The organism is Hazenella coriacea, assembly GCF_004341825.1.
In the GTDB taxonomy this organism is placed as follows: domain Bacteria; phylum Bacillota; class Bacilli; order Thermoactinomycetales; family Thermoactinomycetaceae; genus Hazenella; species Hazenella coriacea.
The window spans coordinates 44,213-67,620 of record NZ_SMAG01000008.1; the positions used below are offsets into that span (position 1 = coordinate 44,213).

The 23,408-nt window shown below is 39.5% G+C and carries 25 protein-coding genes, 1 pseudogene and 1 riboswitch; of the genes and pseudogenes, 21 read left to right on the forward strand and 5 right to left on the reverse strand.

Going from position 1 to position 23,408, the window contains the following annotated elements:
• Positions 1 to 32: 32 nt before the first annotated feature.
• From EDD58_RS12260 to EDD58_RS12290, 7 genes are all read left to right on the forward strand, one after another.
• Positions 33 to 1,478, forward strand: a complete 1,446-nt coding sequence (locus tag EDD58_RS12260) for a lipopolysaccharide biosynthesis protein (RefSeq protein ID WP_131925996.1) — start codon at positions 33 to 35, stop codon at positions 1,476 to 1,478.
• Between the two features lie 34 nt (positions 1,479 to 1,512).
• The gene (locus EDD58_RS12265) at positions 1,513 to 2,895 is read left to right on the forward strand and encodes an O-antigen polymerase (RefSeq protein ID WP_131925998.1); all 1,383 of its coding nucleotides are present in this window, start codon (positions 1,513 to 1,515) and stop codon (positions 2,893 to 2,895) included.
• Positions 2,892 to 4,007 carry a glycosyltransferase gene (locus EDD58_RS12270; protein WP_243648736.1) on the forward strand — a complete coding sequence of 372 codons (1,116 nt, stop codon included), beginning with the start codon at positions 2,892 to 2,894 and terminating at the stop codon, positions 4,005 to 4,007. Before EDD58_RS12265 ends, EDD58_RS12270 begins: the two co-directional genes overlap by 4 nt.
• On the forward strand, positions 4,007 to 5,092 hold the full coding sequence (locus EDD58_RS12275) for a glycosyltransferase (RefSeq protein ID WP_131926002.1): 1,086 nt from the start codon (positions 4,007 to 4,009) through the stop codon (positions 5,090 to 5,092). Before EDD58_RS12270 ends, EDD58_RS12275 begins: the two co-directional genes overlap by 1 nt.
• Before the next feature lie 149 nt (positions 5,093 to 5,241).
• Entirely contained in the window at positions 5,242 to 6,831 is a 1,590-nt protein-coding gene (locus EDD58_RS12280; protein ID WP_131926004.1) for an asparagine synthase C-terminal domain-containing protein, read from the forward strand.
• A 70-nt stretch (positions 6,832 to 6,901) separates the two neighbouring features.
• Positions 6,902 to 7,085, forward strand: a riboswitch (Lysine riboswitch).
• Between the two features lie 97 nt (positions 7,086 to 7,182).
• The gene (locus tag EDD58_RS12285) at positions 7,183 to 8,634 is read left to right on the forward strand and encodes an amino acid permease (RefSeq protein ID WP_131926006.1); all 1,452 of its coding nucleotides are present in this window, start codon (positions 7,183 to 7,185) and stop codon (positions 8,632 to 8,634) included.
• 302 nt (positions 8,635 to 8,936) lie between these two features.
• Positions 8,937 to 9,791, forward strand: coding sequence for an LPXTG cell wall anchor domain-containing protein (locus tag EDD58_RS12290; RefSeq protein ID WP_131926008.1), 855 nt, complete (start codon positions 8,937 to 8,939; stop codon positions 9,789 to 9,791).
• 86 nt (positions 9,792 to 9,877) lie between these two features.
• Here EDD58_RS12290 and EDD58_RS12295 read toward each other — a convergent pair whose 3' ends face one another.
• From EDD58_RS12295 to EDD58_RS12310, 4 genes are all read right to left on the reverse strand, one after another.
• Entirely contained in the window at positions 9,878 to 10,441 is a 564-nt protein-coding gene (locus EDD58_RS12295; protein ID WP_131926011.1) for a TVP38/TMEM64 family protein, read from the reverse strand.
• A 104-nt stretch (positions 10,442 to 10,545) separates the two neighbouring features.
• Entirely contained in the window at positions 10,546 to 10,998 is a 453-nt protein-coding gene (locus tag EDD58_RS12300) for a hypothetical protein (RefSeq protein WP_131926013.1), read from the reverse strand.
• A 103-nt stretch (positions 10,999 to 11,101) separates the two neighbouring features.
• The gene (locus EDD58_RS12305; protein WP_131926015.1) at positions 11,102 to 11,449 is read right to left on the reverse strand and encodes an antibiotic biosynthesis monooxygenase family protein; all 348 of its coding nucleotides are present in this window, start codon (positions 11,447 to 11,449) and stop codon (positions 11,102 to 11,104) included.
• Positions 11,450 to 11,506: 57 nt separating this feature from the next.
• The gene (locus tag EDD58_RS12310; protein WP_131926017.1) at positions 11,507 to 12,001 is read right to left on the reverse strand and encodes an AbrB family transcriptional regulator; all 495 of its coding nucleotides are present in this window, start codon (positions 11,999 to 12,001) and stop codon (positions 11,507 to 11,509) included.
• A 177-nt stretch (positions 12,002 to 12,178) separates the two neighbouring features.
• On the opposite strand from EDD58_RS12310, the gene acpS reads away from it, so the two are divergent.
• The 13 genes and pseudogenes from acpS to EDD58_RS12380 all read left to right on the forward strand — a co-directional run bounded on the left by acpS (position 12,179) and on the right by EDD58_RS12380 (position 22,440).
• Positions 12,179 to 12,565, forward strand: a complete 387-nt coding sequence (acpS, locus tag EDD58_RS12315) for a holo-ACP synthase (RefSeq protein WP_131926019.1) — start codon at positions 12,179 to 12,181, stop codon at positions 12,563 to 12,565.
• Between the two features lie 48 nt (positions 12,566 to 12,613).
• Positions 12,614 to 12,913 carry an NAD(P)H-hydrate epimerase gene (locus tag EDD58_RS12320; protein ID WP_131926021.1) on the forward strand — a complete coding sequence of 100 codons (300 nt, stop codon included), beginning with the start codon at positions 12,614 to 12,616 and terminating at the stop codon, positions 12,911 to 12,913.
• 13 nt (positions 12,914 to 12,926) lie between these two features.
• Positions 12,927 to 13,433, forward strand: a pseudogene (locus EDD58_RS15175) (ADP-dependent NAD(P)H-hydrate dehydratase).
• Positions 13,434 to 13,488: 55 nt separating this feature from the next.
• Positions 13,489 to 14,469 (forward strand): LolA family protein, encoded by a 981-nt coding sequence (locus EDD58_RS12335; protein WP_131926027.1) that lies wholly within the window; start codon positions 13,489 to 13,491, stop codon positions 14,467 to 14,469.
• 116 nt (positions 14,470 to 14,585) lie between these two features.
• Positions 14,586 to 15,014, forward strand: coding sequence for a hypothetical protein (locus EDD58_RS12340; RefSeq protein WP_131926029.1), 429 nt, complete (start codon positions 14,586 to 14,588; stop codon positions 15,012 to 15,014).
• Positions 14,995 to 16,179, forward strand: coding sequence for an alanine racemase (gene alr / locus EDD58_RS12345; protein WP_131926031.1), 1,185 nt, complete (start codon positions 14,995 to 14,997; stop codon positions 16,177 to 16,179). Before EDD58_RS12340 ends, alr begins: the two co-directional genes overlap by 20 nt.
• 160 nt (positions 16,180 to 16,339) lie before the next feature.
• Complete coding sequence (locus EDD58_RS12350) at positions 16,340 to 16,654, forward strand: CopG family ribbon-helix-helix protein (protein WP_131926033.1); 315 nt, start codon at positions 16,340 to 16,342, stop codon at positions 16,652 to 16,654.
• Between the two features lie 5 nt (positions 16,655 to 16,659).
• The gene (locus tag EDD58_RS12355; RefSeq protein ID WP_131926035.1) at positions 16,660 to 17,010 is read left to right on the forward strand and encodes a type II toxin-antitoxin system PemK/MazF family toxin; all 351 of its coding nucleotides are present in this window, start codon (positions 16,660 to 16,662) and stop codon (positions 17,008 to 17,010) included.
• A 392-nt stretch (positions 17,011 to 17,402) separates the two neighbouring features.
• Entirely contained in the window at positions 17,403 to 18,407 is a 1,005-nt protein-coding gene (locus EDD58_RS12360; RefSeq protein ID WP_131926037.1) for a PP2C family protein-serine/threonine phosphatase, read from the forward strand.
• Between the two features lie 44 nt (positions 18,408 to 18,451).
• Positions 18,452 to 18,769, forward strand: coding sequence for an STAS domain-containing protein (locus EDD58_RS12365; protein ID WP_131926039.1), 318 nt, complete (start codon positions 18,452 to 18,454; stop codon positions 18,767 to 18,769).
• A gap of 14 nt (positions 18,770 to 18,783) precedes the next feature.
• Entirely contained in the window at positions 18,784 to 19,272 is a 489-nt protein-coding gene (gene rsbW, locus EDD58_RS12370) for an anti-sigma B factor RsbW (protein WP_131926041.1), read from the forward strand.
• The gene (gene sigB / locus EDD58_RS12375) at positions 19,235 to 20,023 is read left to right on the forward strand and encodes an RNA polymerase sigma factor SigB (RefSeq protein WP_131926043.1); all 789 of its coding nucleotides are present in this window, start codon (positions 19,235 to 19,237) and stop codon (positions 20,021 to 20,023) included. The genes rsbW and sigB overlap by 38 nt, the downstream gene beginning before the upstream one ends.
• Before the next feature lie 257 nt (positions 20,024 to 20,280).
• Positions 20,281 to 22,440, forward strand: a complete 2,160-nt coding sequence (locus EDD58_RS12380) for a Tex family protein (RefSeq protein WP_131926045.1) — start codon at positions 20,281 to 20,283, stop codon at positions 22,438 to 22,440.
• Positions 22,441 to 22,581: 141 nt separating this feature from the next.
• Here EDD58_RS12380 and cmpA read toward each other — a convergent pair whose 3' ends face one another.
• Complete coding sequence (cmpA, locus tag EDD58_RS12385) at positions 22,582 to 22,695, reverse strand: cortex morphogenetic protein CmpA (RefSeq protein ID WP_131926047.1); 114 nt, start codon at positions 22,693 to 22,695, stop codon at positions 22,582 to 22,584.
• Positions 22,696 to 22,825: 130 nt separating this feature from the next.
• On the opposite strand from cmpA, the gene EDD58_RS12390 reads away from it, so the two are divergent.
• Positions 22,826 to 23,377 (forward strand): thioredoxin family protein, encoded by a 552-nt coding sequence (locus EDD58_RS12390; protein WP_131926049.1) that lies wholly within the window; start codon positions 22,826 to 22,828, stop codon positions 23,375 to 23,377.
• Positions 23,378 to 23,408 lie beyond the last annotated feature (31 nt).

Consider the following 23,408-nt stretch of genomic DNA (forward strand, 5'->3'; position numbering starts at 1 on the left):
GACAACAGCCGTAGAAGTAGGGAGCGGTGACCTTGTTTGCAAAGTTAAAACGTTTTCTAGGAGACTCTGTATTATATGCTTTTATGAGTCTTAGTACAAAGCTAATTGCTTTCATAATGATGCCTTTGTATAGTGAATATTTGGATCGGAGTGAAGTGGGGATTGTGGGAACGGTTGATTCCACAATCGCCATGTTCACTTTCCTTATCATTTTTGGAACAGACTCAGCGTTAGCTTTTTATTACTTTGAAGAAAAAGATATGGAACGTAAGTTACTATATGTTCGAAATGTGATGGGATTTCGATTGTTCATCGCTTTAGTTCTTCTTCTTTTAGTTTGGGTGATTGGATCCCCACTGATGAGTCTACTACAAGAAACCGGAGTTTTAACTACTTCACAAACGACTCTTTCCTTTATCCATGCCCTTAATATAAGTATGTTTACCTTGTTGGCAGATACAATCATTGTCCTAGTATTAACCGTATTGCGATACGAAATGAAATCAGTACAAGTAGTTGTTTTTACCATCCTAAAGATGGGACTTATTGCTGTACTCACTTATTTGATGCTAGTCTATGCCTCTCATTCACTTGATAGTATTTTCTATGCTCGTTTGATTGGGGTTGGTGTTGTTCTACTTTTGTGTGGAAAGTCAGCCCTCAAATATCTCAAAATTACTTTTAATAAAGAAGTATTACGCGATATCCTTAAATACTCTGCACCACTCGTTCCTGCTTCAATTGCTTTCTGGGTAATTGGCAACTCTAATCGTTTTCTTTTAGCCGCTTTACACCCAGAGGGGACAGAGGCAGTAGGAATTTATGAAATGGCTTTTCGTTTTGCTTCGATGATTTCATTGCTTACCTATGGGATTCAAATGGCTTGGCGTCCTTACTCCATGCAATTGAAAAATAAAGAAAATAGTGAGCAGATGTTTGCTAAAATTTATATCATCATCTTTGCTGTTGGAGTTGTAGGGATTTTCATTGTTGCTTTATGTATGCCTTGGATTATTCAAATCTTGAATGAAAAATTCCATGCCGCTTATCCTTATGTCGGATTTTTATCTCTGGCTACCTTTATTAACTTCTACTATCTGATTATCTCTAGTGGATTACTCTTTAAGAAAGAGACTAAGCAGATCTCCTACGCTTTTGGCTTAGGAGCCGTGATTAGCTTCGTACTGAATATCACAATGATACCGTTATTGGGATTATGGGGATCGATTATTGCCAATCTACTTACTTATGTCTTTGCTACTGCTTATATCTTTTATCGAAGTCAAAAGGTATATTACATTCCTGTCTCTACAGGAAAACTCCTCTTTATCTTCATTCAGGCTTGCATAGCGTTAGCTGGCTTAACATATATCCAAGTAAATCCTCAATTAGCAGGATATTATCAATTGATTCCTATTGCTTATCTATTGGTTACACTATTGATCAGCCGAATTGACCGAGATTTTCGTTTACAGTGAAGTGAACTTAAATTATCAGTAGGAGGGAAGAATGGTGTTTTATGTACTGATCTGGTTGATCGTTCTTGGTTTTTCTATCTACTTTTTTAAAAAGGCTTCAGGTACACTTTCACTAACTAAATTAAACTTACACTCAATTATTTTTTACTATTCTTTCCTTGTTTCTAGTTTTATTGGCTCCCTACTGATTGTGTTAGAAATAGATGAATCCTATATCATAGCTAAATTAATTTTTCCAGAGCAGTCAAGAATCATTGGTTTTACATTTGTTTGTATTGTTATGGTTCTATTTCCTTGTGTCATGTTCCTTGTCTCTAAACTTCTAGGATTCCGTGCAAATAAAGAGTTTGATTTATATTGGAACAAAGAGATTGATCACGGTTTTTCAAGTAAAGGGAAGGAAAAAGAGTTTTTCTGGGTATTTCTTGGTCTTACCTTTCTCAGTCTAGGCTCGATTATTTATACATTTGCTCACATTGAAGAGGTTCCGATCTTTGCTGCATTATTTAACTCTTCTACTGACTTAGCTGTACTACGGATTGAAGCGAAATCAGGGTTTACTGGAAATGTGTTTATCCGGAATATCTTTGCGATCGCATTAACCCCGATTTTATCGCTAATCGCTTATATATATAAGGTGAAAACCAAGGATTTAAAATGGAGTATTCTGTTCTATCTCCTATTTATTGGAGCGATCTTAATTAACATCTATGATTTTCAAAAGTCTCCGGTTATCTTTTACTTTGCTATGTTCCTTCTAGTTAGAATGTATATAGGTAAAACTCGATTAAATCCAAAGCTATTATTAGTCTTAGTCGGAGCTGTCATTTCATATTTATTATTAATGTATTCCACGTTAGGTGTGAAAGGTTCCGATCAATTTCTATCGTATTCAACAGGACCTATTGGTCGGGTTATATTGACGCAAATCGCTCCCATGTATGTTTATGTAGATCGTTACGGTGATGTATATCCATTTTTATATGAGAAAGGATTACCTGAATCGATCTTAGAGGTTTATGGAATAGATCCTGTTCGTTCTGCACGTGTATTGATGGAAGACCTTTTCCCAGAAAAAGTAGTAGAAGGGACCGCTGGGGTTTTGAATACACTGTATGTAGGTGAGGCTTATGCTACATTTGGAGTAGCAGGAGTAATCCTTGGTACGATTTATATTGCAGCTATGATTCAGATCTTGTATATCATTTTTTTACGTCTTCCAAAACATCCCGTTTATATTAGTTTATTTACATTTTTCATAGTAAATATTCCTAGGGCATTGGTAGGAGGATTTTCCGACTTGCTTGTTAATCCAATCTGGATCTTATTAACATTGATTGTGGCTGGTTCCTATCTAATTATTTCGTTGCGTGACAGTTGGAGTCGCTATACGGCAGATGCAAAAGGGAGGGAATGAAAGTGGGAAGCTTATTAGTCTATTATCCGTTCTCTTTAGCCCAAAAAGTAGATAGCGCTTCGAAATCTAGACCGATTGAAATGATCCATGCTTTTGAAGAGTGGGGAGAACAAGAAGGGATTCGTGTGATTACCATTACAGGGGATTCCAAAGAAAGAGAACAACAATTTGACCGTTTACGAAAGTCTGGAGACTTAAATGACTTACTTTTTTGCTATATGGAAAACCAAACCATCCCGCTTTGGTTAACTGATTCAGGGCATTTTCCTAAACAGCCATTGATTGACTTAAAAGTGTTTCGGTTTTTAAAAAGTAAAGAAGTACCCATTGGTGTGTTCTATAGAGATGCTTATTGGAAGTTTGATGAAATTTATCCTCTTAAAGGTGTAAAAAAAGCGATAATGAAGATGATTTATCGTTTGGAAGAGCGATTTTATCAAACTTATGCGAAAACTATTTTTTTGCCAAGTGAACCTATGTTTCCTTATGTCAACATTCAAAAGCCTAAAGTAGCACTTCCACCAGGGGGAAAAAAGGTCATCATCCATAAGCGACCTTCTAAGGACCATACACTGCGTGGGATTTATGTAGGTGGGATTCGTGAAGATACTGGAATTCCAATACTGATTCAAGCTATGGAACAAGTTCAAGAACAGAAACTTCCATTTGGGTTAACCATAGTTTGTAGAGAGCAAGAATATCAATCTTTGCCCAAAGAACTGCGAGAGCGAATCTCGAATTTATATGTGAATGTAAAACACATTAGCGGATCTGAACTTCAAGAAGAATATCAATCAGCTGATGTAGGTTTCATCCCTTTTATTCCAAATAAATATAATGATTTTGCTGTTGCCTTTAAATTATTTGAATATCTTTCTAACGAATTACCAATTATCGCTACCGAATGCAAAGCTCAGACCCAGATCATCCAGTCTGGACCTTATGGGGTTATTTGTAAACCTGATGTAGATGATCTTGTTAAAGCGATCCAAACAATGATTGAACAACAGCCAAAATATGTGGAAGAAATAAAACGAAGTTTTGCTGAACGCCACTCTTGGATTGCACGTGCTAAAACAGTTTATCAAGAGTTACTACAGGAGGATCTGTAATGAAAATCCTTTTATTTGCGGCCAGTAACTCTATTCATACACATAAGTGGGCATTGTTTTATCAGCGACAAGGTATTGAAGTAAAAGTAGTTACATTTGCTGATCACTTTTCGCAAAAACATGCAGAAGAAGTTCCTACCTTGGCTTTGCCAAAATTATTACCTGGAAAACTGTCTTACCCAACAAGTTTATTTGCTCTTAAAAAAATTTTGGCTAATGAACAACCTGATATTTTTCATGCTCACTATGTTTCTAGTTATGGCTTTTTAGCTGCATTAACGAAATATAAACCGTTAGTTGTTTCAGTATGGGGAACAGATATTTATCAATTTCCTACAAAAGGGCGATTAAATCGTTACATGGTTCAAACTGCTTTAAGTAAAGCGGATCTCATTTGTTCGACAAGTGAGGATATGGCAAGGGAGACAAGTAAATACACAAGTAAATCTATGGAGATCACTCCATTTGGTGTGGATACCAAATGGTTTAGACCCTTGGGATTAGTCAAAAGTAATGAAATTGTAACTATTGGAATTGCCAAAGGATTACATGAGGTTTATGGAATTTCCAAGCTGATTCAAGCTTTTGCAGAAGTTGAAAAGATTTATCCTCAGGTTCGATTACTTATTGTTGGTGATGGTCCCAAACGCAATGAATATGAAGAACTGACACGTTCACTAGGTGTGGAACATAAAGTTTCATTTACTGGTAGAGTTCCTAACTCAGAAGTGGTCCATTATATGAATCAAATGGATATTTTTGTCCTTCCTTCCTATAGTGAGAGTTTTGGTGTTGCCGCAATTGAAGCACAAGCATGTGGGGTTCCAGTCATTGTGACTCAGGTAGGTGGTTTACCTGAAGTTGTGGAGGACGGAGAAACAGGCATAATTATCCCTAATAATGAACCCAAACATTTAGTACCTGCATTAGAACGATTGATTCAAGATCCAGAGCTTCGTCTTCGTATGGGAGAAGCAGGGGCACACCATGTTCGTCAGGAATATGATTGGGAAGAGAATGCAAATCGGATGCTTCAGTTATACGGAAAAGTATGGGGGCAGGAAAAAATAGTACAAACCATTTGAGAAAGTGAATTAAAATAGGTATAGTTCCAAAATTTTGTATCTAGTGATGATCATCCACAGTCTCTTCATCTAGGACTGTGGATCATTAGTTGATAGATCGTAAACAGAAAATGGAGCTATTGAAGTATAAACTGTAGAGGTGATGGAGTTTGGTACAGGTTCAAATGAAGGGGGATTTATTTAATCATATTGAAGTTGAAGGTCAAGACGTTTGGTTTGCAGGAACATTTATGTACCATGGGCAATTTTATCATAAAGAAAATATAGTTAATCTATTTCAAAAGGAAGACTTTACCCCTGAGATCATTCAGTCTTGGAATGGTGAGTTTGCTCTCATTTGGCAAAAAGGTACCCAAACGGTTGCGATCGTTGATCGAAAGCGCTCAATCCCCTTATTTTATAAACAAGATGCAACTGGCGATTGGATGTTAACCAACCATCTCTCTCTTCAAAATCAAAAACATAAGTTGAATTCAACAGCGATTTACGAGTGGATTCTCACTGGTTATGTAGCGAATGAAAAAACATTACTAACTGACACATTTCAAATTGAAGCAGGTCAATATCTTCGATTTTATGATCAGCAATTAACTAAACATACTTATTTCCAATATCTTCATCAAGTGGATCCCCAGATGGATGAGGAAAGTGGTGTGGAAAAGTTAACAGAAGTATTCCATCGTGTCTTTGAACGTATTTATCAACGTTTATCAGGACAGACAGTCATGCTACCTCTAAGTGGTGGGAAAGACTCAAGGATTTTAGCACTATTACTCAAAGAATTTGATGTGAAACCGATCATTAGTTTTACATATGGAAAACCTCAAAATGCCGAAGCACTTAAAAGTAAAGAAATCGCTGATCGCTTAGGATTCCCTTGGGAATTTTATGCTTACTCTAAGTCGGATTGGTTAAAATGGTATCATTCTGATTCATGGAATGCGTATAAGGATTATGCATTTAATTATACATCTATCCCTCATTTACAAGATTGGCCAGCTATTTACCAGATGGTGCAAAAGCATGAGGAACCTTTACTTTTCATACCTGGTCATACTGGTGACTTTGTATCTGGTGGACATATACCTGTTAACTTGACTATTGAACAGAATTATCAAGTGGATGATGTGGTAGAACAGATTATGAAAAAACATCATCGTTTATGGGAGCCGTCACAAAAAGGAGTCTTGGATGAGGTTGCTGAGGAAATCAGACGCTCACTTATACAAGTTCCTATTAATGACCGAGAGCAAGCAAGTTCCGCTTATGAATATTGGGGTATGAAAGAACGGCAAGGGAAATTCATCTTAAATTCTTTACGTACGTACGAGTTTTTCGGGAAAGAATGGGCTGTTCCACTTTGGGATCATGAGATCATGGATTTCTTTTTAAGTGTTCCAGTGGAATTACGTTTCCATAAATACTTATATGATCTCACCTTACATCGGATGTACCCTGACTATTTTGAACAACCTCAAAAGGTAATATATCAACATGTTCCTAAATGGAAACAGGGAACAGTTCATAAAGTGTTACGTAAGGGATATGCGACTAAGTTAATCTTCGAGCAGTATCTCAAGGACCCAATGGATTGGTTTGGGATTACGGGTAGTTATACGGAATATCTAAAGAAAACACATTTTAAATATCAGGGAATCTCTTTTAAGCTCCCTTTTAATATTAACTCTATGATTTTACGTGATCTGGCTGTAAATGATCTCCATCTATCCAAAATTTAGCGATTGCATCATGATCATGATCGAAGTATAATAATGCTTAATCAATCGAATATTAAACCCTCATCGATCTCGGTGAGGTAGAGGTCGCGGTTTTTATGAGTATGTTGGAGAAGGTGCGGAGAACACCAAAGATCCCACACAGAAAGGATAAATCGCCGAAGTCCATCTAAGTTCTCTGCTTGAGATGGGTTGGGGCTGTTCTCGAATAGGGACAGAACTGTCACGTTTGATTGACGTGATGAGCTATCTTCAGCGAAGGTATGGTGTGGGTGTTTACATACCGTCTTGTCTGTCATGGCGGTATTTTTATTTTCCCAAACCACCTCGCAAAACTAAGAGAGGTGTTTTTTTATGAGTGAAACAGGAAGAAACCAATTACAACGTGGGCTACAATCACGCCATTTGTCCATGATTGCAATTGGTGGTTCGATCGGAACCGGTATTTTTTTGGCAAGTGGATCAGCGATTCAAACAGCAGGACCTGGTGGTGCTTTAGCTGCTTATGTAGCGATTGGAATCATGGTCTACTTCTTAATGACCAGTCTAGGAGAAATGGCTACCTTTATGCCTGTATCAGGTTCATTTAGCACCTATGCCACGCGATTTGTCGATCCTGCTTTAGGATTTGCGTTAGGTTGGAATTATTGGTATAACTGGGCAATCACGATTGCGGTAGAGCTATCCGCAGGAGCGATGGTCATGAAATTTTGGTTTCCTGACTCTCCTTCCATTCTATGGAGTGCGCTTTTTTTAGGATTCATGTTTGGACTTAATTATTTGTCCGTTAGAGGCTTTGGTGAATCAGAGTATTGGTTTGCTTTTATCAAAGTGGCTACTGTCATTATTTTTATCGTTGTTGGGGTTCTCATGATTTTTGGAATTATGGGTGGACAAGCAGTAGGGTTCCAAAATATCACAGTGGGAGAAGCTCCATTTAAGGGTGGATGGTTTGCTATTCTCAGTATCTTTTTGATCGCAGGCTTTTCATTTCAAGGAACGGAGTTAGTGGGGGTGGCCGCTGGAGAGAGTACAGAGCCAAGTAAAACAGTACCACGTGCGATTCGACAAGTTTTCTGGCGTATTCTCTTATTTTATATCTTGGCGATTGTGATCATCGGCTTTTTAATCCCTTATACCAACCCAAATTTAGCGGGCGGTGAGATTCAAGATATTGCGAAGAGTCCATTTACAATTATATTTGAAAAAGCAGGGTTAGCTTTTGCAGCATCTGTGATGAATGCGGTGATTTTGACCTCAGTATTATCGGCAGGAAACTCAGGCATGTATGCTTCTACCCGTATGTTATGGCAATTGGCGAAGGAAGGACAAGCACCTAAAATATTTGCCCGAGTTAATCGGAGAGGGATTCCTGTGGCAGCACTAGCCTTAACTACTTTAGTGGGGATGACAGCTTTCCTTTCGTCTTTATTTGGCGAAGGCAGCGTATATGTTTGGTTACTCAATGCCTCTGGTTTATCCGGGTTTATCGCTTGGGTGGGAATTGCCATCAGCCATTACCGATTTCGTCGTGCCTTTGCGGCTCAAGGACGGAACTTAGATGAGCTTGTGTATAAAGCAAAATGGTTTCCGTTTGGTCCAATCTTTGCATTCATTCTCTGCCTAATCGTGATTTTAGGACAAAACACCTCAGCTTTTGTAGGAGACTCGATTCTCTGGTATGAAATATTAGTTTCTTATATTGGGCTTCCGATTTTCTTATTGTTATGGTTCGGATATAAGCTTGTAAAAAGAACCCAAGTGATTCCTTTGCAAGATTGTGATTTGAATCCCGAAAGAGAATAACAGAGTATAGTAACTATTGAAATTTCCATCATGGATGGTTTGATGAAGTAATCAATGCTTCACACTATGAAATATAATCAATCAGCTTATGATCAATCCCCTTTTTCGAGATCTTCAATAACTCTCTGAAGAAGGGTTTTTTATTTTAAAGAGCATGTTGTAAAAATGGTGTGATTGCCTTGTTTGAGTGATATCTGATCATTACTTCATAATAGAAAGTCATTTCAAAAGATTACTTTTTTATTTTAGATACACGAAATATGAATCCCCTTCTCGAATTTATAAGATGAGGGGGAGAGCAGATGAAACATCTATTACATAAATGGTTACTCTTGTGTTCAGTATTTGTACTTGTACTTAGTAGTCCTGCGTTCGTGGGGGCGAAGGGAAATCCAGATGCACAAAAAGGTGGTGCTAGTTGGGATAAGAGTTCGCTCAGCTTTATTTCAGAAGGTGGAAACTGTGAAGGAATCTGGGCGGAAGTCCAAAATGGATCTGGTTCTAAAGTAATGCAAGGAATTTCAAAGTATGAGGTATATTGGATCGCTTCTGGCAATCCAAAATCAGGTCAAATCGTAGCTGAAGGGGAAATTTCTCCTTTGCAATCAGGTGAATCTTTTCAATTGAAGTTTGATCCAACCACCAATCCAAATGGTGCAGCAGGAAACTATATGTTTAAGGCTTACCAGCGTGAAGGGCATCCTGGTAAGGGAGAGCTATGGAGTGGGACTATCACTGTTTCTGGACCTTGTGATACGCCTGGCAACGGAGACAATCCAGGTAATGGAGAAACCCCCGGCAACGGAGACAATCCAAGTAATGGAGAGACTCCCGGCAACGGAGACAATCCAGGTAATGGAGAGACTCCTGGCAACGGAGACAATCCAGGTAATGGAGAAACCCCCGGCAACGGAGACAATCCAGGTAATGGGGATACACCTGGCAACGGAGACAATCCTAATGGAGACACACCTAGCAATGGAGATACTAGTAACGGAGATCCAGATAATAAAGGAACTCAACAACCAGAAGAAAAAGAGGGATTTTCCTTACCTGATACTGCAACTAAATATCCAATGATGATTTTGATAGGCTTGGCTGTTGCAGTTGTTGGTGGACTTTTATTCTTTTTCTCACGTAAAAAAATTGTCTGTTAAATAATTGTTGATATGAGTCACTCATCCATACACCGTCATTAGGGTCTTCTTATGATTAAGAACAACCACCTTGGAACAAAACTTTCTCAGGTGGTTGTTTCTTTTTTCCCCTTGGATCGAAAGAGGAAATAACCAATGATGATCAAAATTAGGGTGATGGTGAGGCGAAACCAGTTTTCTTGTATATGGATGATATCATAGCTGATCAGCACTTCTAAGGCGAGGGATGGAATTTTGCCGATCGCAGTTGCTAGGACAAAAGTGAGTAGTGAGGTTTGAGTAATAGCCGCTGTGATGTTAACAGCACCAGTAGGAATAAAAGGTGCCAATCTGGCTAACAGAATGGATAGGAATCGCTGTTTAGGTGAAAAGGAATTGATTTTTTGAACCCATTTCCACTGTTCGTGCTTGTTCAATTTCTTCTTGTGAATCCCTTTTTTTAATCCCATAAAAGCGATGATCGAGCCAAGCATTTCTCCACACCATGAAAGAAATCCACCCAACCAAGGTCCCCAGACAATCACATTGGCTGTTGTTATAAATAAAGAAGGGATAAAGCCGATGATATTGATGATTGTGTTAACGAGGAGGCTGATCGGAATAGCAAGCCAGCCCCACTCTTTGAACAACGAGACAAAAAAATCAAGCATAAAAATCCTCCATCTGATATAAAAAAGAAGGCAAGCATCTACTTGAACAATAACATAGATTCTTGCCAGATAAGTTTATTAAGTTTGCACGACGATACGCTTCTTTAAGCGATTTTTACAGTTACAAAGAAAATAAGTACAATCATGAACAAAAGAGAAATATTGTGGATGAGGATGTAACGTTTAACATGTGCTTGAGCTTTGGATAGATCGATGCCACTTGCTTGTACTTTTTTAAGAAGTTTTTTACCATAGAAAGCGATAAGTACAATGAATAGTACAATGACTAAGCTTCCAAAACGTTCTTTAACAACAATCCATAGTTGATCTTTACTCGCAAATTGCATTAGCATGTAGATCCCAGTAGCCAGAACGAGTACTGCAGTTGGAATCATCATCATAAGGTTCCAGCGCTGTGCTTTACCTAGGGAGTAAGACATGGTTTCCAAGCTGTTAGAACGAATAGAATCACGTAGATACATAGCCATGAATGCGGTACCACCAAACCAGGTAGCGACACAAACGACGTGAATAAATAGAGCGATTTTCACATCCATGAAGTTCAACTCCTTTTATGTTTTTTTAAAATGTAGAGAAGTTTATGATCAATTCTCCCATAGGAGAGCTTCATATAAAAAGCTCCCCCGTGGAGAATAGCCACTAAGATTGAACAGCGACAAAGTAGCTGGAAACGTTTGCATTGGGTCTGCTTTCTTCCCCACTTTTTCCGCCATGAGCGTGTTTGAAATGTTCACTTTGGAGCCAGTCAAGAAAGTTTTGCTTCTCTTGAAATGTGGTTTCAGCAACTAGATGGGAACCATCTTCCGCTTCTAAAAGTCGGAAGGAGATAAAGCCAGGGACTTGCTTCATGGAGTTCTTGGAGTTGCCAAATCTCTCTTTTAAGACAGTGAGTTGTTCCGGAGAAGCAATGTCAATTCGGTTATTGACGACGTACATAGGATCTTCCTCCAATCTGAGATCTACTACTTTACTATACCATTTTTCCATTAGAAGAAGGGAATAGACAAAAAGATGTTAAAATCCTGCCAAAGAGATATACCCGATTTAACGAGCAAAAAACTTTAAAATGATCGGAATTGACAAGATGACGGTGGCAAGGCGAACCATGTGTAGGGCTAAAACCTTTGGAATATCTGCATCTGTGCCATGTGCAAGTAGAACCATATCGGTGGCTCCTCCTGGTGCGGCTGCAAAAAAGCTAGTCATTCCGTTCCAGCCAGTAACCTTGCCAATCATCCAGCCTACTCCAATGGCAAATACGATGGTCATGACTGCGATCAGGAGTGAGGGTGCCCAAGCTGATTTGATCTCCATTACAGTACTTCGGTTAATCTGTATGCCTAAGCTTGCTCCTAAGATGACTTGTAAGATAAAAAATGTCCAATTAGGGAACTTTTCTAATGGGATTCCACCAATATTAGCAACCGCTACTCCAGCCATAGAGCCAATCATGACACCAGCAGGGATTTTTAGAAAATGTCCAACTGTACCACCTAATAAAGCAAAACCTAAAGTAAGGAGTATTTTTCCTGATTCCATATTTGTTGAACCTCCATCTAATTATTGAAGAAAATAGTTTTTAAAGAGCTATGACATGTTATAAAGTTCATTTGAAGATATTGAGAATGATAATTATTATAGGGGATCAATGTCTCATCGTCACTACCGACATAAGCAGTTGGCATGAAATCATCTATAAATAGGGGAGATATTAAAATGATTATTGGAGTTGGATCAGATATTATCGAGCTAGGTCGGATCAGAGAGAAAGGGATCGATCGCTTAGCTAAACGAATTTTAACTGAATCTGAGATGGAAAGCCTACCACAAAGCGAAAAGCGCCGCTTGGAATATGTGGCTGGACGATTTGCAGCCAAAGAAGCAATTTCTAAGGCATGTGGGACAGGGATTGGGAAATTCCTTTCTTTTCAAGATATTGATATCTGGGTGACTGAAAAAGGAGCCCCCCATGGAAAGCTATCCGAAAAAGCACTTGAACGTTTATATCATAACAAAGTGGTACAAATTCATGTCTCCATTTCTCATAGTGAACAAGTAGCATTAGCGATGGCAGTGATTGAACAGATTGATAAGTTTGCATAAGCGATTCTTTGTGGACATACATATATAACGCAGTTAGGAGGGACATTCTTGTATTTAGTCACAGCCCACGAAATGCGCCAATGCGACCAATATACGATTGAACAAATGGGTGTGCCTGGGATGATATTGATGGATCATGCCGGGAAAGCAGTTGCAGAAGCTGTGATGAAGCGTTTTCCAGAACCGAAGCGAGTCGTTGTTTTGTTAGGAACAGGCAATAATGGAGGCGATGGTTGGGGTGCTACACGCTATCTACATTTTCAGGGATGGATCGTAGATCTATGGTTAGTGGGGAACGAGGAGAGATTAACTAGGGAGGTTCGATGGGGAAGAAAAGTGGTTAGGTGAACTATTTCAACAAGTGCATGTCCCTTTACTCCTCGATGCAGATGCCTTAAATATTTTGGCTGACCATCCTTTGTTTCATTCGGTTCGCTCCCGTTACCTTGTAACGGTATGTACTCCACACCCCGGAGAATGTGCACGTTTGTTACAAACAACCATTTCATCCTTTGAATCAGCTCGACCTCAAGCAACTATGGAGCTGACGAAAAAAATAGGAGCGATTGTTGTGTTAAAAGGTCGCTATACAATTATTGCTTTTCCTAACGGCAATTAATTGCTAAATGTAACAGGGAGTCCATCTCTCGCAAAAGCAGGCTCTGGAGATATGCTAACTGGAATGATCGGTTCATTATTAGCACAGCGAATTCCTGCAGATCAGGCAGTTCCTATGGGGGTTTATCTTCATGGAAAAGCGGCCGAATGGGCTTCTGGTGAAGCTCATAGTATAGCAGCAAAGGATCTACTACTCTCTATAGGACCGGCGATTCAACAAGTGATGACAAGATCTGTCCAACCTAGCTGACAAATTTCCCGGGAAATTGACGAAGGGGAGATTCAATATGCGACAAAAAGCTTGGATGGTATGGATAATCCTAGCGATAGTTGTCAGTGGGTGTGGGGTCAAAGATGCTCAACAAGTAGTGAATGACTTATCCAAGCGCTCTGAGGAGCTTGAATCGTATATCAGTCATGGAATGATGACCATTCAAACAGGGCAAGAACCTTTGGAGTATGAAGTGGAAGTTTGGTACAAACAACCTCATTTTTATCGAGTTGAATTAAAAAATATCAAGAAAGATATCACACAAATTTTGTTAAAAAATGAAACAGGAGTTTATGTACTAACCCCACACTTAAAGAAAAGTTTTCGTTTTCAAAGTGATTGGCCAGAAACTAGCGGACAAGTTTATCTGTATCAAACGATCATGAACAGTATTGTGGATGATCAAAGTCGGAAGTTTCAAGCAGGGGAAAAAGATTATCAGTTTGAAGTGGCAGCTAAGTACTCAATCAATCAAAGTTTGCAACGGCAGAAAATTTGGTTGGACCAGGAGCTTTACCCGAAAAAAGTAGATGTTCTAAATGCGAATAATGAAGTTATGATTCAAATGAACTTTGATCAGTTTAAAGCGGGAGCCTCCTTTGATAAAGATGCTTTTGATATGCAACGTAACTTAAGTAGCTTGCCACAATTTCAAAAGAAACCAGAAGAAAAACAAACAATATCAGCTGTTACACCAAGATATTTGCCACAAGGAAGTCAGTTAATGGGTGAACAAACGATTGATAGTCCTGATGGACCTGTTGTGATTATGAGATTTAAAGGAAAGCAACCTTTTACTTTGACGCAAAAGAGTCCCCAAGTGATTGCTGCTAGTTTGCCGCTATTGGGAAAGCCTGTGGAGTTGGAAGAATCGATCGGTGTTTTAATGGAAGTAGATCAACGAAAAAAACTTTCTTGGACCTATAATGGAACTGATTTTGAGTTATTAGGCAATTTGCCTCTTGAAGAAATGGTTTTAATAGCGAATTCTGTTTTTAACCAGCCGATCAAATAGTATGGATAGGTGGACAGTTCGATTGATCTGTCCATTTTTTTGCTCATCTTTTCATTGGATTTTGGTATAATACAGTTTAGCATTTGGACAATAGCAACAGTTAGGATGAGATATTCATGGAAAAGCCGATTATTGAGGAGCGTTCAAGTTATAATGTCCTTTTAGTTCGAAAAAACTGGAGTATGCGTATCTTTGATACCAGTTTATTTCTCCTAGGGTTAGGTTTTTTGTTTATATTTTTTGAATTTCGTTCCCCGCCTTTTATTGCAGGGGCTATTGCTATTGCGGTGCTCTCGATCTTCATCGCACCTGCATTATTTCGCTTCATTGGTCGACCCCACTATAAGCTTTATCAGGATCATCTGGTGGTGCGAATCTGGAATAGAGAAAAATCGATTCCTTTGACGGATATGGAACGCGATTTTGACCTACCCTATTTTTATCGTGTTCGTAAGAAAAGGACCCCTCTACTTGTGAGTGATAACTTTCTTGGCGAACTCAATAACCGCTTGGAAGTGATAAAACGTGGAAAAAAATCAAAGTAAGGGATATGGCAGAGATACCGTAATTGAAATAGATTTAGATGCAGTCGCTCATAACGTAAAACAATTTATTCAACATTTACCCAAAGGAAAGCGAATCATGGCGGTTGTGAAAGCCGATGCATATGGTCATGGAGCGATCCCTGTTGCGCGTGAGGCCTTGGAGGCTGGTGCTACTTATCTAGGTGTGGCTCTAGTAGATGAAGGGATCGAATTGCGCCGTGCAGGTATAGAAGCTCCCATTCTAGTTTTGGGATATACTCCAACACATGCCATCGCTGATGCGATCCATCACCATCTTCATTTAACTGTTTTTTCAAATGATGTATTAAATGAAATAGAGGCTACGGCTGCTCGTTTGCAAAAGAAAGCGATGATCCATGTGAAAGTGGACACTGGGATGGGTCGGATTGGGTTGCAACCTAAGGATGCTATTTCATTTATTACCACAGCATTAAAGTCTCCACATGTGATTGTAGAAGGCTTGTTTACGCACTTTGCTACAGCTGATGAGGTAGATAAGAATTATACCTACTATCAAGAAGAGCAGTTTGCTGTTGTAACGAGAGGATTAGAAAAGCTAGGGATTAAAATTCCTGTGGTTCATTCTACCAATAGTGCAGCGGCGATTGACTTACCTGATCATGTGTATGATATGATTCGGCTTGGTATTAGTCTTTATGGTTACTATCCTTCAAAGGATGTTGACCATCGAAAAGTACAGCTTAAACCGGCTTTAACCTTTAAAACGAAAATTGTTCATCTAAAACAGTTGCCAGCCGGTTGGGGAGTTAGCTATGGGAAAACATATAAGGCTCATGGCGATGAGTGGATTGCGACCCTTCCAGTAGGATATGCGGATGGTTTGAGTCGCCAACGGTCTAATCGTGGTCATGCACTGGTGAATGGTGTAAAAGTCCCTATGATTGGTCGAGTCTGTATGGATCAAGTGATGTTAGATGTTTCCAAAGCGATGCCTGTGAAGATCGGTGATGAAGTTGTGCTATATGGAAAACAAGGTAATAATCAAATAACTGTCGATGAAGTTGCAGAAGAATTGAATACAATCAACTATGAGATTACTTCTTTGCTAAGCCACCGGATTCCAAGGATCTACTATAAAAAAGGTCAAGCTGTAGAGATTTATAACCGGTTGCGTTTAACGTAATATCTGTTAAAAATCTAAAAAAACATCCTTCTTTTTAAAAAAAGGTAGGAGGAATTTTGCCGATAAGAACGAATACATTTAACTATGTCTTGTTTTCGTTCTACCTGGTACTTATTCTAAGTATATTTTTGCATCAGGTTCGACATAATGGTAGTATTAAATGGGAATCGTTAACGGTGATGATTGGTTGGGGGTGCGTCAGTTGTCCGGTACCAAAAGAATTATGATTAGCCTACCAAAAAATTTACTTCAAGAAGTAGATGGTATGGTGCAAAGGGATAACTCCAATCGAAGTGAGTTTATTCGTCAAGCGATGAAGATGTATCTTCAAGAGCGTAAAAAGCGAATGATTCGTGAGATGATGCAACGAGGTTATATGGAAATGGCTCGGATTAACCTCAATATGGCGTCTGAAGCATTCGTGGCAGAAGAAGAGGCTGAAGATACATTGGATCGATTGGTTAGCGGGGTGTAACCGATTTGATTGTTAAACGTGGCGATGTCTATTTCGCAGATCTATCCCCAGTGGTCGGATCCGAACAGGGTGGGGTTCGTCCTGTTTTGATCATTCAAAACGATATTGGCAATCGGTTTAGCCCCACCGTGATTGTCGCCGCGATTACTGCACAAATCCAAAAGGCCAAATTGCCTACTCATGTTGAAATTGACGCTAAAGCTTATGGGTTCGACCGGGATTCCGTCATCTTGTTAGAACAGATTCGAACAATTGACAAGCAACGTCTAACTGATAAAATTACTCACCTGGATGATGAGATGATGTGTAGGGTCAATGAAGCTTTGCAAATTAGCTTAGGAATGATTGATTTTTAGTAGGAGAACGGAAATTTGAAGTCCGTTCTCCTATTTTGTTTTGTCCACACTTAGCAAAACATTTGAGATGGGTTTCAACGGATTTTAGGTGATTTGTTACTGTATTTGGTTATATGGAGTTATTTAATAGCAGTTAGCTACTCCTAATCTCTTTCAAGATATGATATTTTAAAAACAAGTAGATTTTTAAAGTCGTCATATGTAATGAGTTTATATGATTCAGATTTATGTTATAACATTTAGAGAATGTCGTATAAGCAGAACTCAACCACTAGATCAGTTTGGTTTATCGTTGAATTTACTTGAAGAACGTGAATGGTACAGGACTGTTATAAATTTGTTTCTGAAGAATTTGGGTATACTTTTAACTCCTGGCTCAAGGGGACTTTTCTATGGATATCTATTTACAAAAACAATACGAGAGGCTGTTAACCTCATATATTAAAAATCCTACTGAAGATCATCTTTACAGTGCACAACAGTTAAGAAAATGGATTATGGAACAACGAGTTCCACCAGAAGAACTAGTTAATTTCCATATTTCTACAATTAAGAAATTAATTCCCGGTCTTCCGCCTCAATTAAAAGATTCATTTGATTTGTTGATTGAAGTGATGATTGGTTATGGGATGGCTTATCAAGAAACAGAAAAACTGGTAAACAGACAGCGTGAACTTGAGTATGAGATCGAGGTTGCTGTGGGAATGCAACAAACTCTGCTCCCGCCCAGTCCGCCACCTTTAGAAGGGGTAGATATGGGTATTATTAGTGTGGCTGCCAAACGAATGAGTGGTGATTACTATAATTTTGTTGATCATGGAATTGGATCATTAGGAATTGCGATTGCTGATATCATTGGCAAAGGGATTCCTGCAGCTCTTTGTATGTCCATGATCAAATATGCGATGGATCGATTAGATGATCAACCACTATCCCCTTCAGAAACGTTACGGGGGCTGAATACCGTAGTCGAGCGTAACGTGGATCCTAGTATGTTTATTACAATGGTCTATGGGGTATATGATTCGTTGAATCACCATTTTCGCTATGCGACAGCGGGGCATGAACCAGGCATTATCTACAAAGCTCAGGAAGATCATTTTGAGGATATGAAAACACAAGGGCTTGTTCTAGGAGTATCACGTGATGTGGATTATCCAGAATATACAATAGAGTGTCAACCTGGGGATGCGATTATTTTATTTTCAGATGGTGTGACAGAGTGTAAAGTAGACGGTGACTTTTTACAACGAGATACTTTGAAAGAGCTGATCCGTGAAGCTTTACCGTTACCTGCTCAGGAGGCAGTTGAACAAATCCATCATAAGTTATTTGAGATGACTAACTATCAGATTAAAGACGACCAGACCATTCTGATCATCAAACGGGTAGAATGAAAAATTAGAAATAAAGGTAGATCTAGATTGGAGGTCGAAGTGGAATGAATATCTCTATTCAAGAAAAAATAGATCCTAATAAAGGTCCAATCATTTATGTCCAAGGGGAAATAGATGTGTATACAGCCCCGCAATTGAGAGAGCGACTTCTTCCCCTTTGTGAAAAAGGAACGACAGTCACCCTTGACTTAGCTGGTGTTGAGTACATTGATAGTACTGGACTAGGGGTTTTGATTGGAGCTTATAAAGCACAGCGAGCCACTGCTGGCAAATTGGTGCTTGTTGGTATGAATGGACGACTTTTAAGGCTATTTAAAATCACGGGCTTACATGAGATTATTGAGATTGAAGAAACAACGTAGGAGGATGGCAAATCATGAGTAACCAACCTATAGATTTGGTGAATTTAACCATTCCTGCCAAGCCTGATTATGTAGGAATTGCTCGGTTAGCGGTCTCGGGTATTGCCAATCGCATGGGTTTCTCATATGACGATATAGAAGACCTTAAGTTAGCTGTCGCTGAAGCGTGTACCAATGCGGTAGACCACGCCTATTGTGGTGGGGATGGGGAAATTGTGTTGAGTTGCAATATCTTTGAAAACCGCTTGGAAATTAAAGTCGTCGATCATGGTCACAGTTTTGATGTTAGCGAAGTAGAATCAAGAACTGGTCCGATTAGTATCGAACCAACCATGAATGCTCTGCGCGAACGTGGGCTAGGGTTATATCTGATGAGAACATTGATGGATCAAGTAGACATTAAAGGTGATAACGGTGTGATCGTAACGATGACCAAGTTTATCCGAAAGGACGTGGTGGAGTCACATGTCGAGTCGCCCACATCCTACCCAACCAACCGATGACCAAGTGCTTGCCTGGATTCAAAAGTATCAGGAGGATGGGGATAAAGAAGCGCAAGCACTCTTGGTGAATCACTTTAAAGATTTAGTAGAGACACTTGCGTTTAAGTTTGCACGGGGCTCAGAACCGCATGAAGATCTGGTTCAAGTAGGAATGATTGGTCTAATTGCATCTTTTAAACGATATGATAGTAACTTTGGACGAAGCTTTGAAGGATTTGCGGTTCCTACCATTATTGGGGAGATTAAGCGTCATATTCGAGATAAAACTTGGAGTGTTCACGTCCCTAGACGAATTAAAGAACTGGGTCCGCGGATTAAGCACGCTGTTGAAGAATTGACCACCCAATTGCAACGATCCCCACAAGTGAAAGAGATTGCTAATTATCTGGGTGTTAGTATGGAAGAGGTTTTAGAAACGATGGAGATGGGACGGAGTTACCACGCAGTCTCAGTCGATAGTCCCATTGAAGCAAGCAATGATGGGAGTCAAGTAACTTTACTTGACCTGGTGGGTACAGAAGATGCAGGATTTGAAAAGATTGATAAAAAATTGTTACTAGAAAAAGTGTTTCATGTGTTGAATCAAAGAGAAAAAGAGATCCTTCAGCTCACCTACTTTGAGAATCTTAGTCAAAAGCAAGCAGGTGAACAATTGGGAATCTCCCAGATGCATGTTTCACGAATCCAAAGACGAGCCCTCCAAAAACTTCGACAAGCCATCCGGATGGAACCATCTGAGGTGATCAGCTAAAGTGTACCTGATTCAGAAAGGGTGCACTTTTTTTGTACCGTTAAGAAGCAAAAAAAGTTAAAATGGTTTTTGTATGATGTTTTAAGCGTAAAATGTAACAGGGATTGAGTGTTTTTAAAGGAAAGTAAATATCGAGCTCCCGTGCTATAGAATCGGGAGTAATCATTACTTGAGCGATTCCAAACTTTTAACGAATTGACACGGTTGAAGAAAAGTAAGAGTTCTGGACAAATATATCAAATGCAGGTGATAGATACATGGATTCACTGGTAATGTACAAAATGATTGCTGAGGAACTATCCCTTAAAGTGGGACAGGTCCAAACAAGTATTGAGTTGATTGAAGAGGGGAACACGATTCCATTTATCGCAAGATATCGAAAAGAGCGTACTGGGGAACTGGATGAAGAGCAGTTACGCGCGATTGACGAACGTTTTCACTATTTAACCCAGCTCAATCAACGTAAAGAAGAAATCATCAGAAAGATTGATGAACAAGGAAAGTTAACCGATGAATTAAAACTTAAAATTGAAGCCTCTAATAAATTGCAAGAACTTGAAGATTTGTATCTTCCATATCGTCCAAAACGGAAGACGAGAGCTTCTGTTGCAAAAGAAAAAGGTTTGGAACCATTGGCACGAATCCTACTTGAAAAAACAGATGTAGAAGCGATCCAACAAGAAGCGTCTTCTTTCATTAATCCAGAATTAGGAATAGAAAATGAAGAAACGGCTTTGCAAGGAGCCATGGATATTTTGGCTGAGGAGTTATCCGAGGATGCTGACATTCGTAAGTGGATTAGGGAATATACCTGGAAGCAAGGGATGTTCGTTTCCAAAGCTAAAGACCCTGAAGAGCGTTCTGTTTACGAAATGTATTACGACTATACAGAACCTGTACATAAAATGCCCTCTCACCGGATCCTTGCTGTCAACCGTGGAGAGAGAGAAGAGTTTCTCAAAATCAAGATCACTGTAGATGAAGAACCGATTTATCAACGTTTAACTGCATGGTTTCCTAATCAGCCGATCCATTCTTATCTGGAAAAAGTGGTCCAAGACAGCTATAAACGATTAATCGCCCCTTCGATTGAACGTGAAATTCATGCGACCATGACAGAAAATGCAGAGGAACAAGCGATCCATATTTTTTCTGAGAACTTGCGCCATTTATTACTCCAACCTCCGATTCAAGGGAAAATGGTGTTAGGGGTAGACCCGGCTTATCGGACGGGATGTAAACTAGGAGTGGTAGATGAGACAGGAAAAATGCTGCATATTGAAGTGATCTATCCAACTCCACCAGTCAGTAAAGTGGAAGAATCCAAACAGATTGTCAAACAGTTACTAGATCAGTATCCGATTGAAATCATTGCGATTGGTAATGGAACTGCTTCAAGAGAAACCGAAGCATTTATCGCAGATGTCATTAAAGAAGTGTCAAGAAAGGTTTACTATATCATCGTGAATGAGGCAGGAGCAAGCGTCTATTCAGCTTCTAAAATAGCTAAAGAAGAGTTTCCAGATCTAGACGCTGCCAGACGAAGCGCTATTTCGATTGCACGACGCTTACAAGATCCACTTGCGGAATTAGTCAAGATCGATCCAAAGTCTGTTGGAGTGGGGCAGTATCAACATGATGTATCACAAAAACGACTGAGTGAGAGCTTAAATACAGTCGTGGAGTCAGCAGTTAACTATGTGGGAGTAAATGTGAATACGGCTTCCTCATCCCTGTTGCAATATGTATCCGGAATCAGTGCGTCTGTAGCTAAAAATATTGTAAAAAAACGGGAAGAGATTGGCAGATTTCAAAAGCGTGAAGAGTTGAAAGAAGTTCCTCGTTTAGGTGCTAAAACATTTGAACAATGTATTGGCTTTTTACGAATCAATGATGGGAACAACGCTCTAGATAAAACGCCCATCCACCCAGAATCTTACCCTGTTGCAGAGCAGTTATTTAGCCTATTACAAGTAGAGGTGGATCAGATTGGAACACCAGAAACGAATCAACGTTTGCAACAATTAGATGTGGAACGCACGGCAGAACAATTACAATGTGGAGTTCCCACCTTACGGGATATGATTGAGGCATTGCTTCGCCCAGGTCGTGATCCTCGTGAGGAGTTGCAAGCCCCATTACTTCGCTCCGATGTATTAAAGATTGAAGATTTAAAAGTGGGAATGCAGTTGCAAGGAACGGTTCGGAATGTGGTTGATTTTGGTGCGTTTGTTGATATCGGCTTGAAAAATGACGGTTTGGTACACATTTCAAAAATGAGTGAGAAGTTTGTCAAGAATCCAATGGATATTGTGACTGTTGGTGATATTGTGGATGTTTGGGTGGTCAATGTTGATATAGATCGAGAGCGAGTAGGGCTTAGCATGGTTCCCGTTATCCCTCAAGAAGATCAATAGCACTTGTGGTTGTGTTTGATCGACGATGGAGGGATGTCCTCTGGAATAGATCCGACCTTTGAAATAGAATGACATGAGAGCATGTAATTGGGATCATATCCATAGACAGATGAGTCTCAGAAGGACACCTCCATGGTCGTGTTATGAACGTTCTTTTTGCCGAAAGTGGAACCAACATTGGTTTAAGAATTTAATCTGTCGGCGGTCTTTGTCGTTGAAGGCTCTCATGAGTTGTTTGACCAGCCATCTAGGCATCCTCGATTCCTCCTCACAATGAGTTAATTTATTCTATGTGACATCAGGCGTGTCTGTGTCATGTTAAGATTGATGGTGATGATGGAAGTGGAAATCATTGATTGATCAAGAAAACAGAGGGAGATGAACCATGACTTTACTTGAATGGTTTTCGAAAGGACTCACCTATCAAGAGTATGTAGATCAGATGACAGTCAATCGAGAGGAGATGTTATCGATTGACGAGCGGATTCATCTTTCTGAAGATGACCAAAACTTTTTACAATCCTATCAATCGAAGCAATGGCGTGTGATCATTTTAACTGCCGACTGGTGTGGGGATGCAATGCTTTGTGTTCCTATTCTTAAACGAATGGCTGAAGTCGCCCACTTTGACCTGAGATTCCTTCATCGTGATGAAAACTTGGAGTTGATGGATCAATACTTAACCAATGGAAAATCACGTTCCATTCCTAAATTTATTTTTATCGATGATCAAGGAGTGGAGCAAGCAGTTTGGGGGCCCCGAGCTGTTGAAGTTCAATTATTGGTTGATCAAATGCAGAGTGAACTCCCTAATCAAGAAGATCCACAATTTAAAGAGAAACAGAAGGAGATGTATCAAGCTTTCCGGGATAAGATTTCTTCGGATCCAAAGATCTGGCAGTCTGTAATTTGTAGCCTTCGCCAGCTGTTAAGCTAAAAGATTAGATAAAAATAGACGAAAGTGTGGA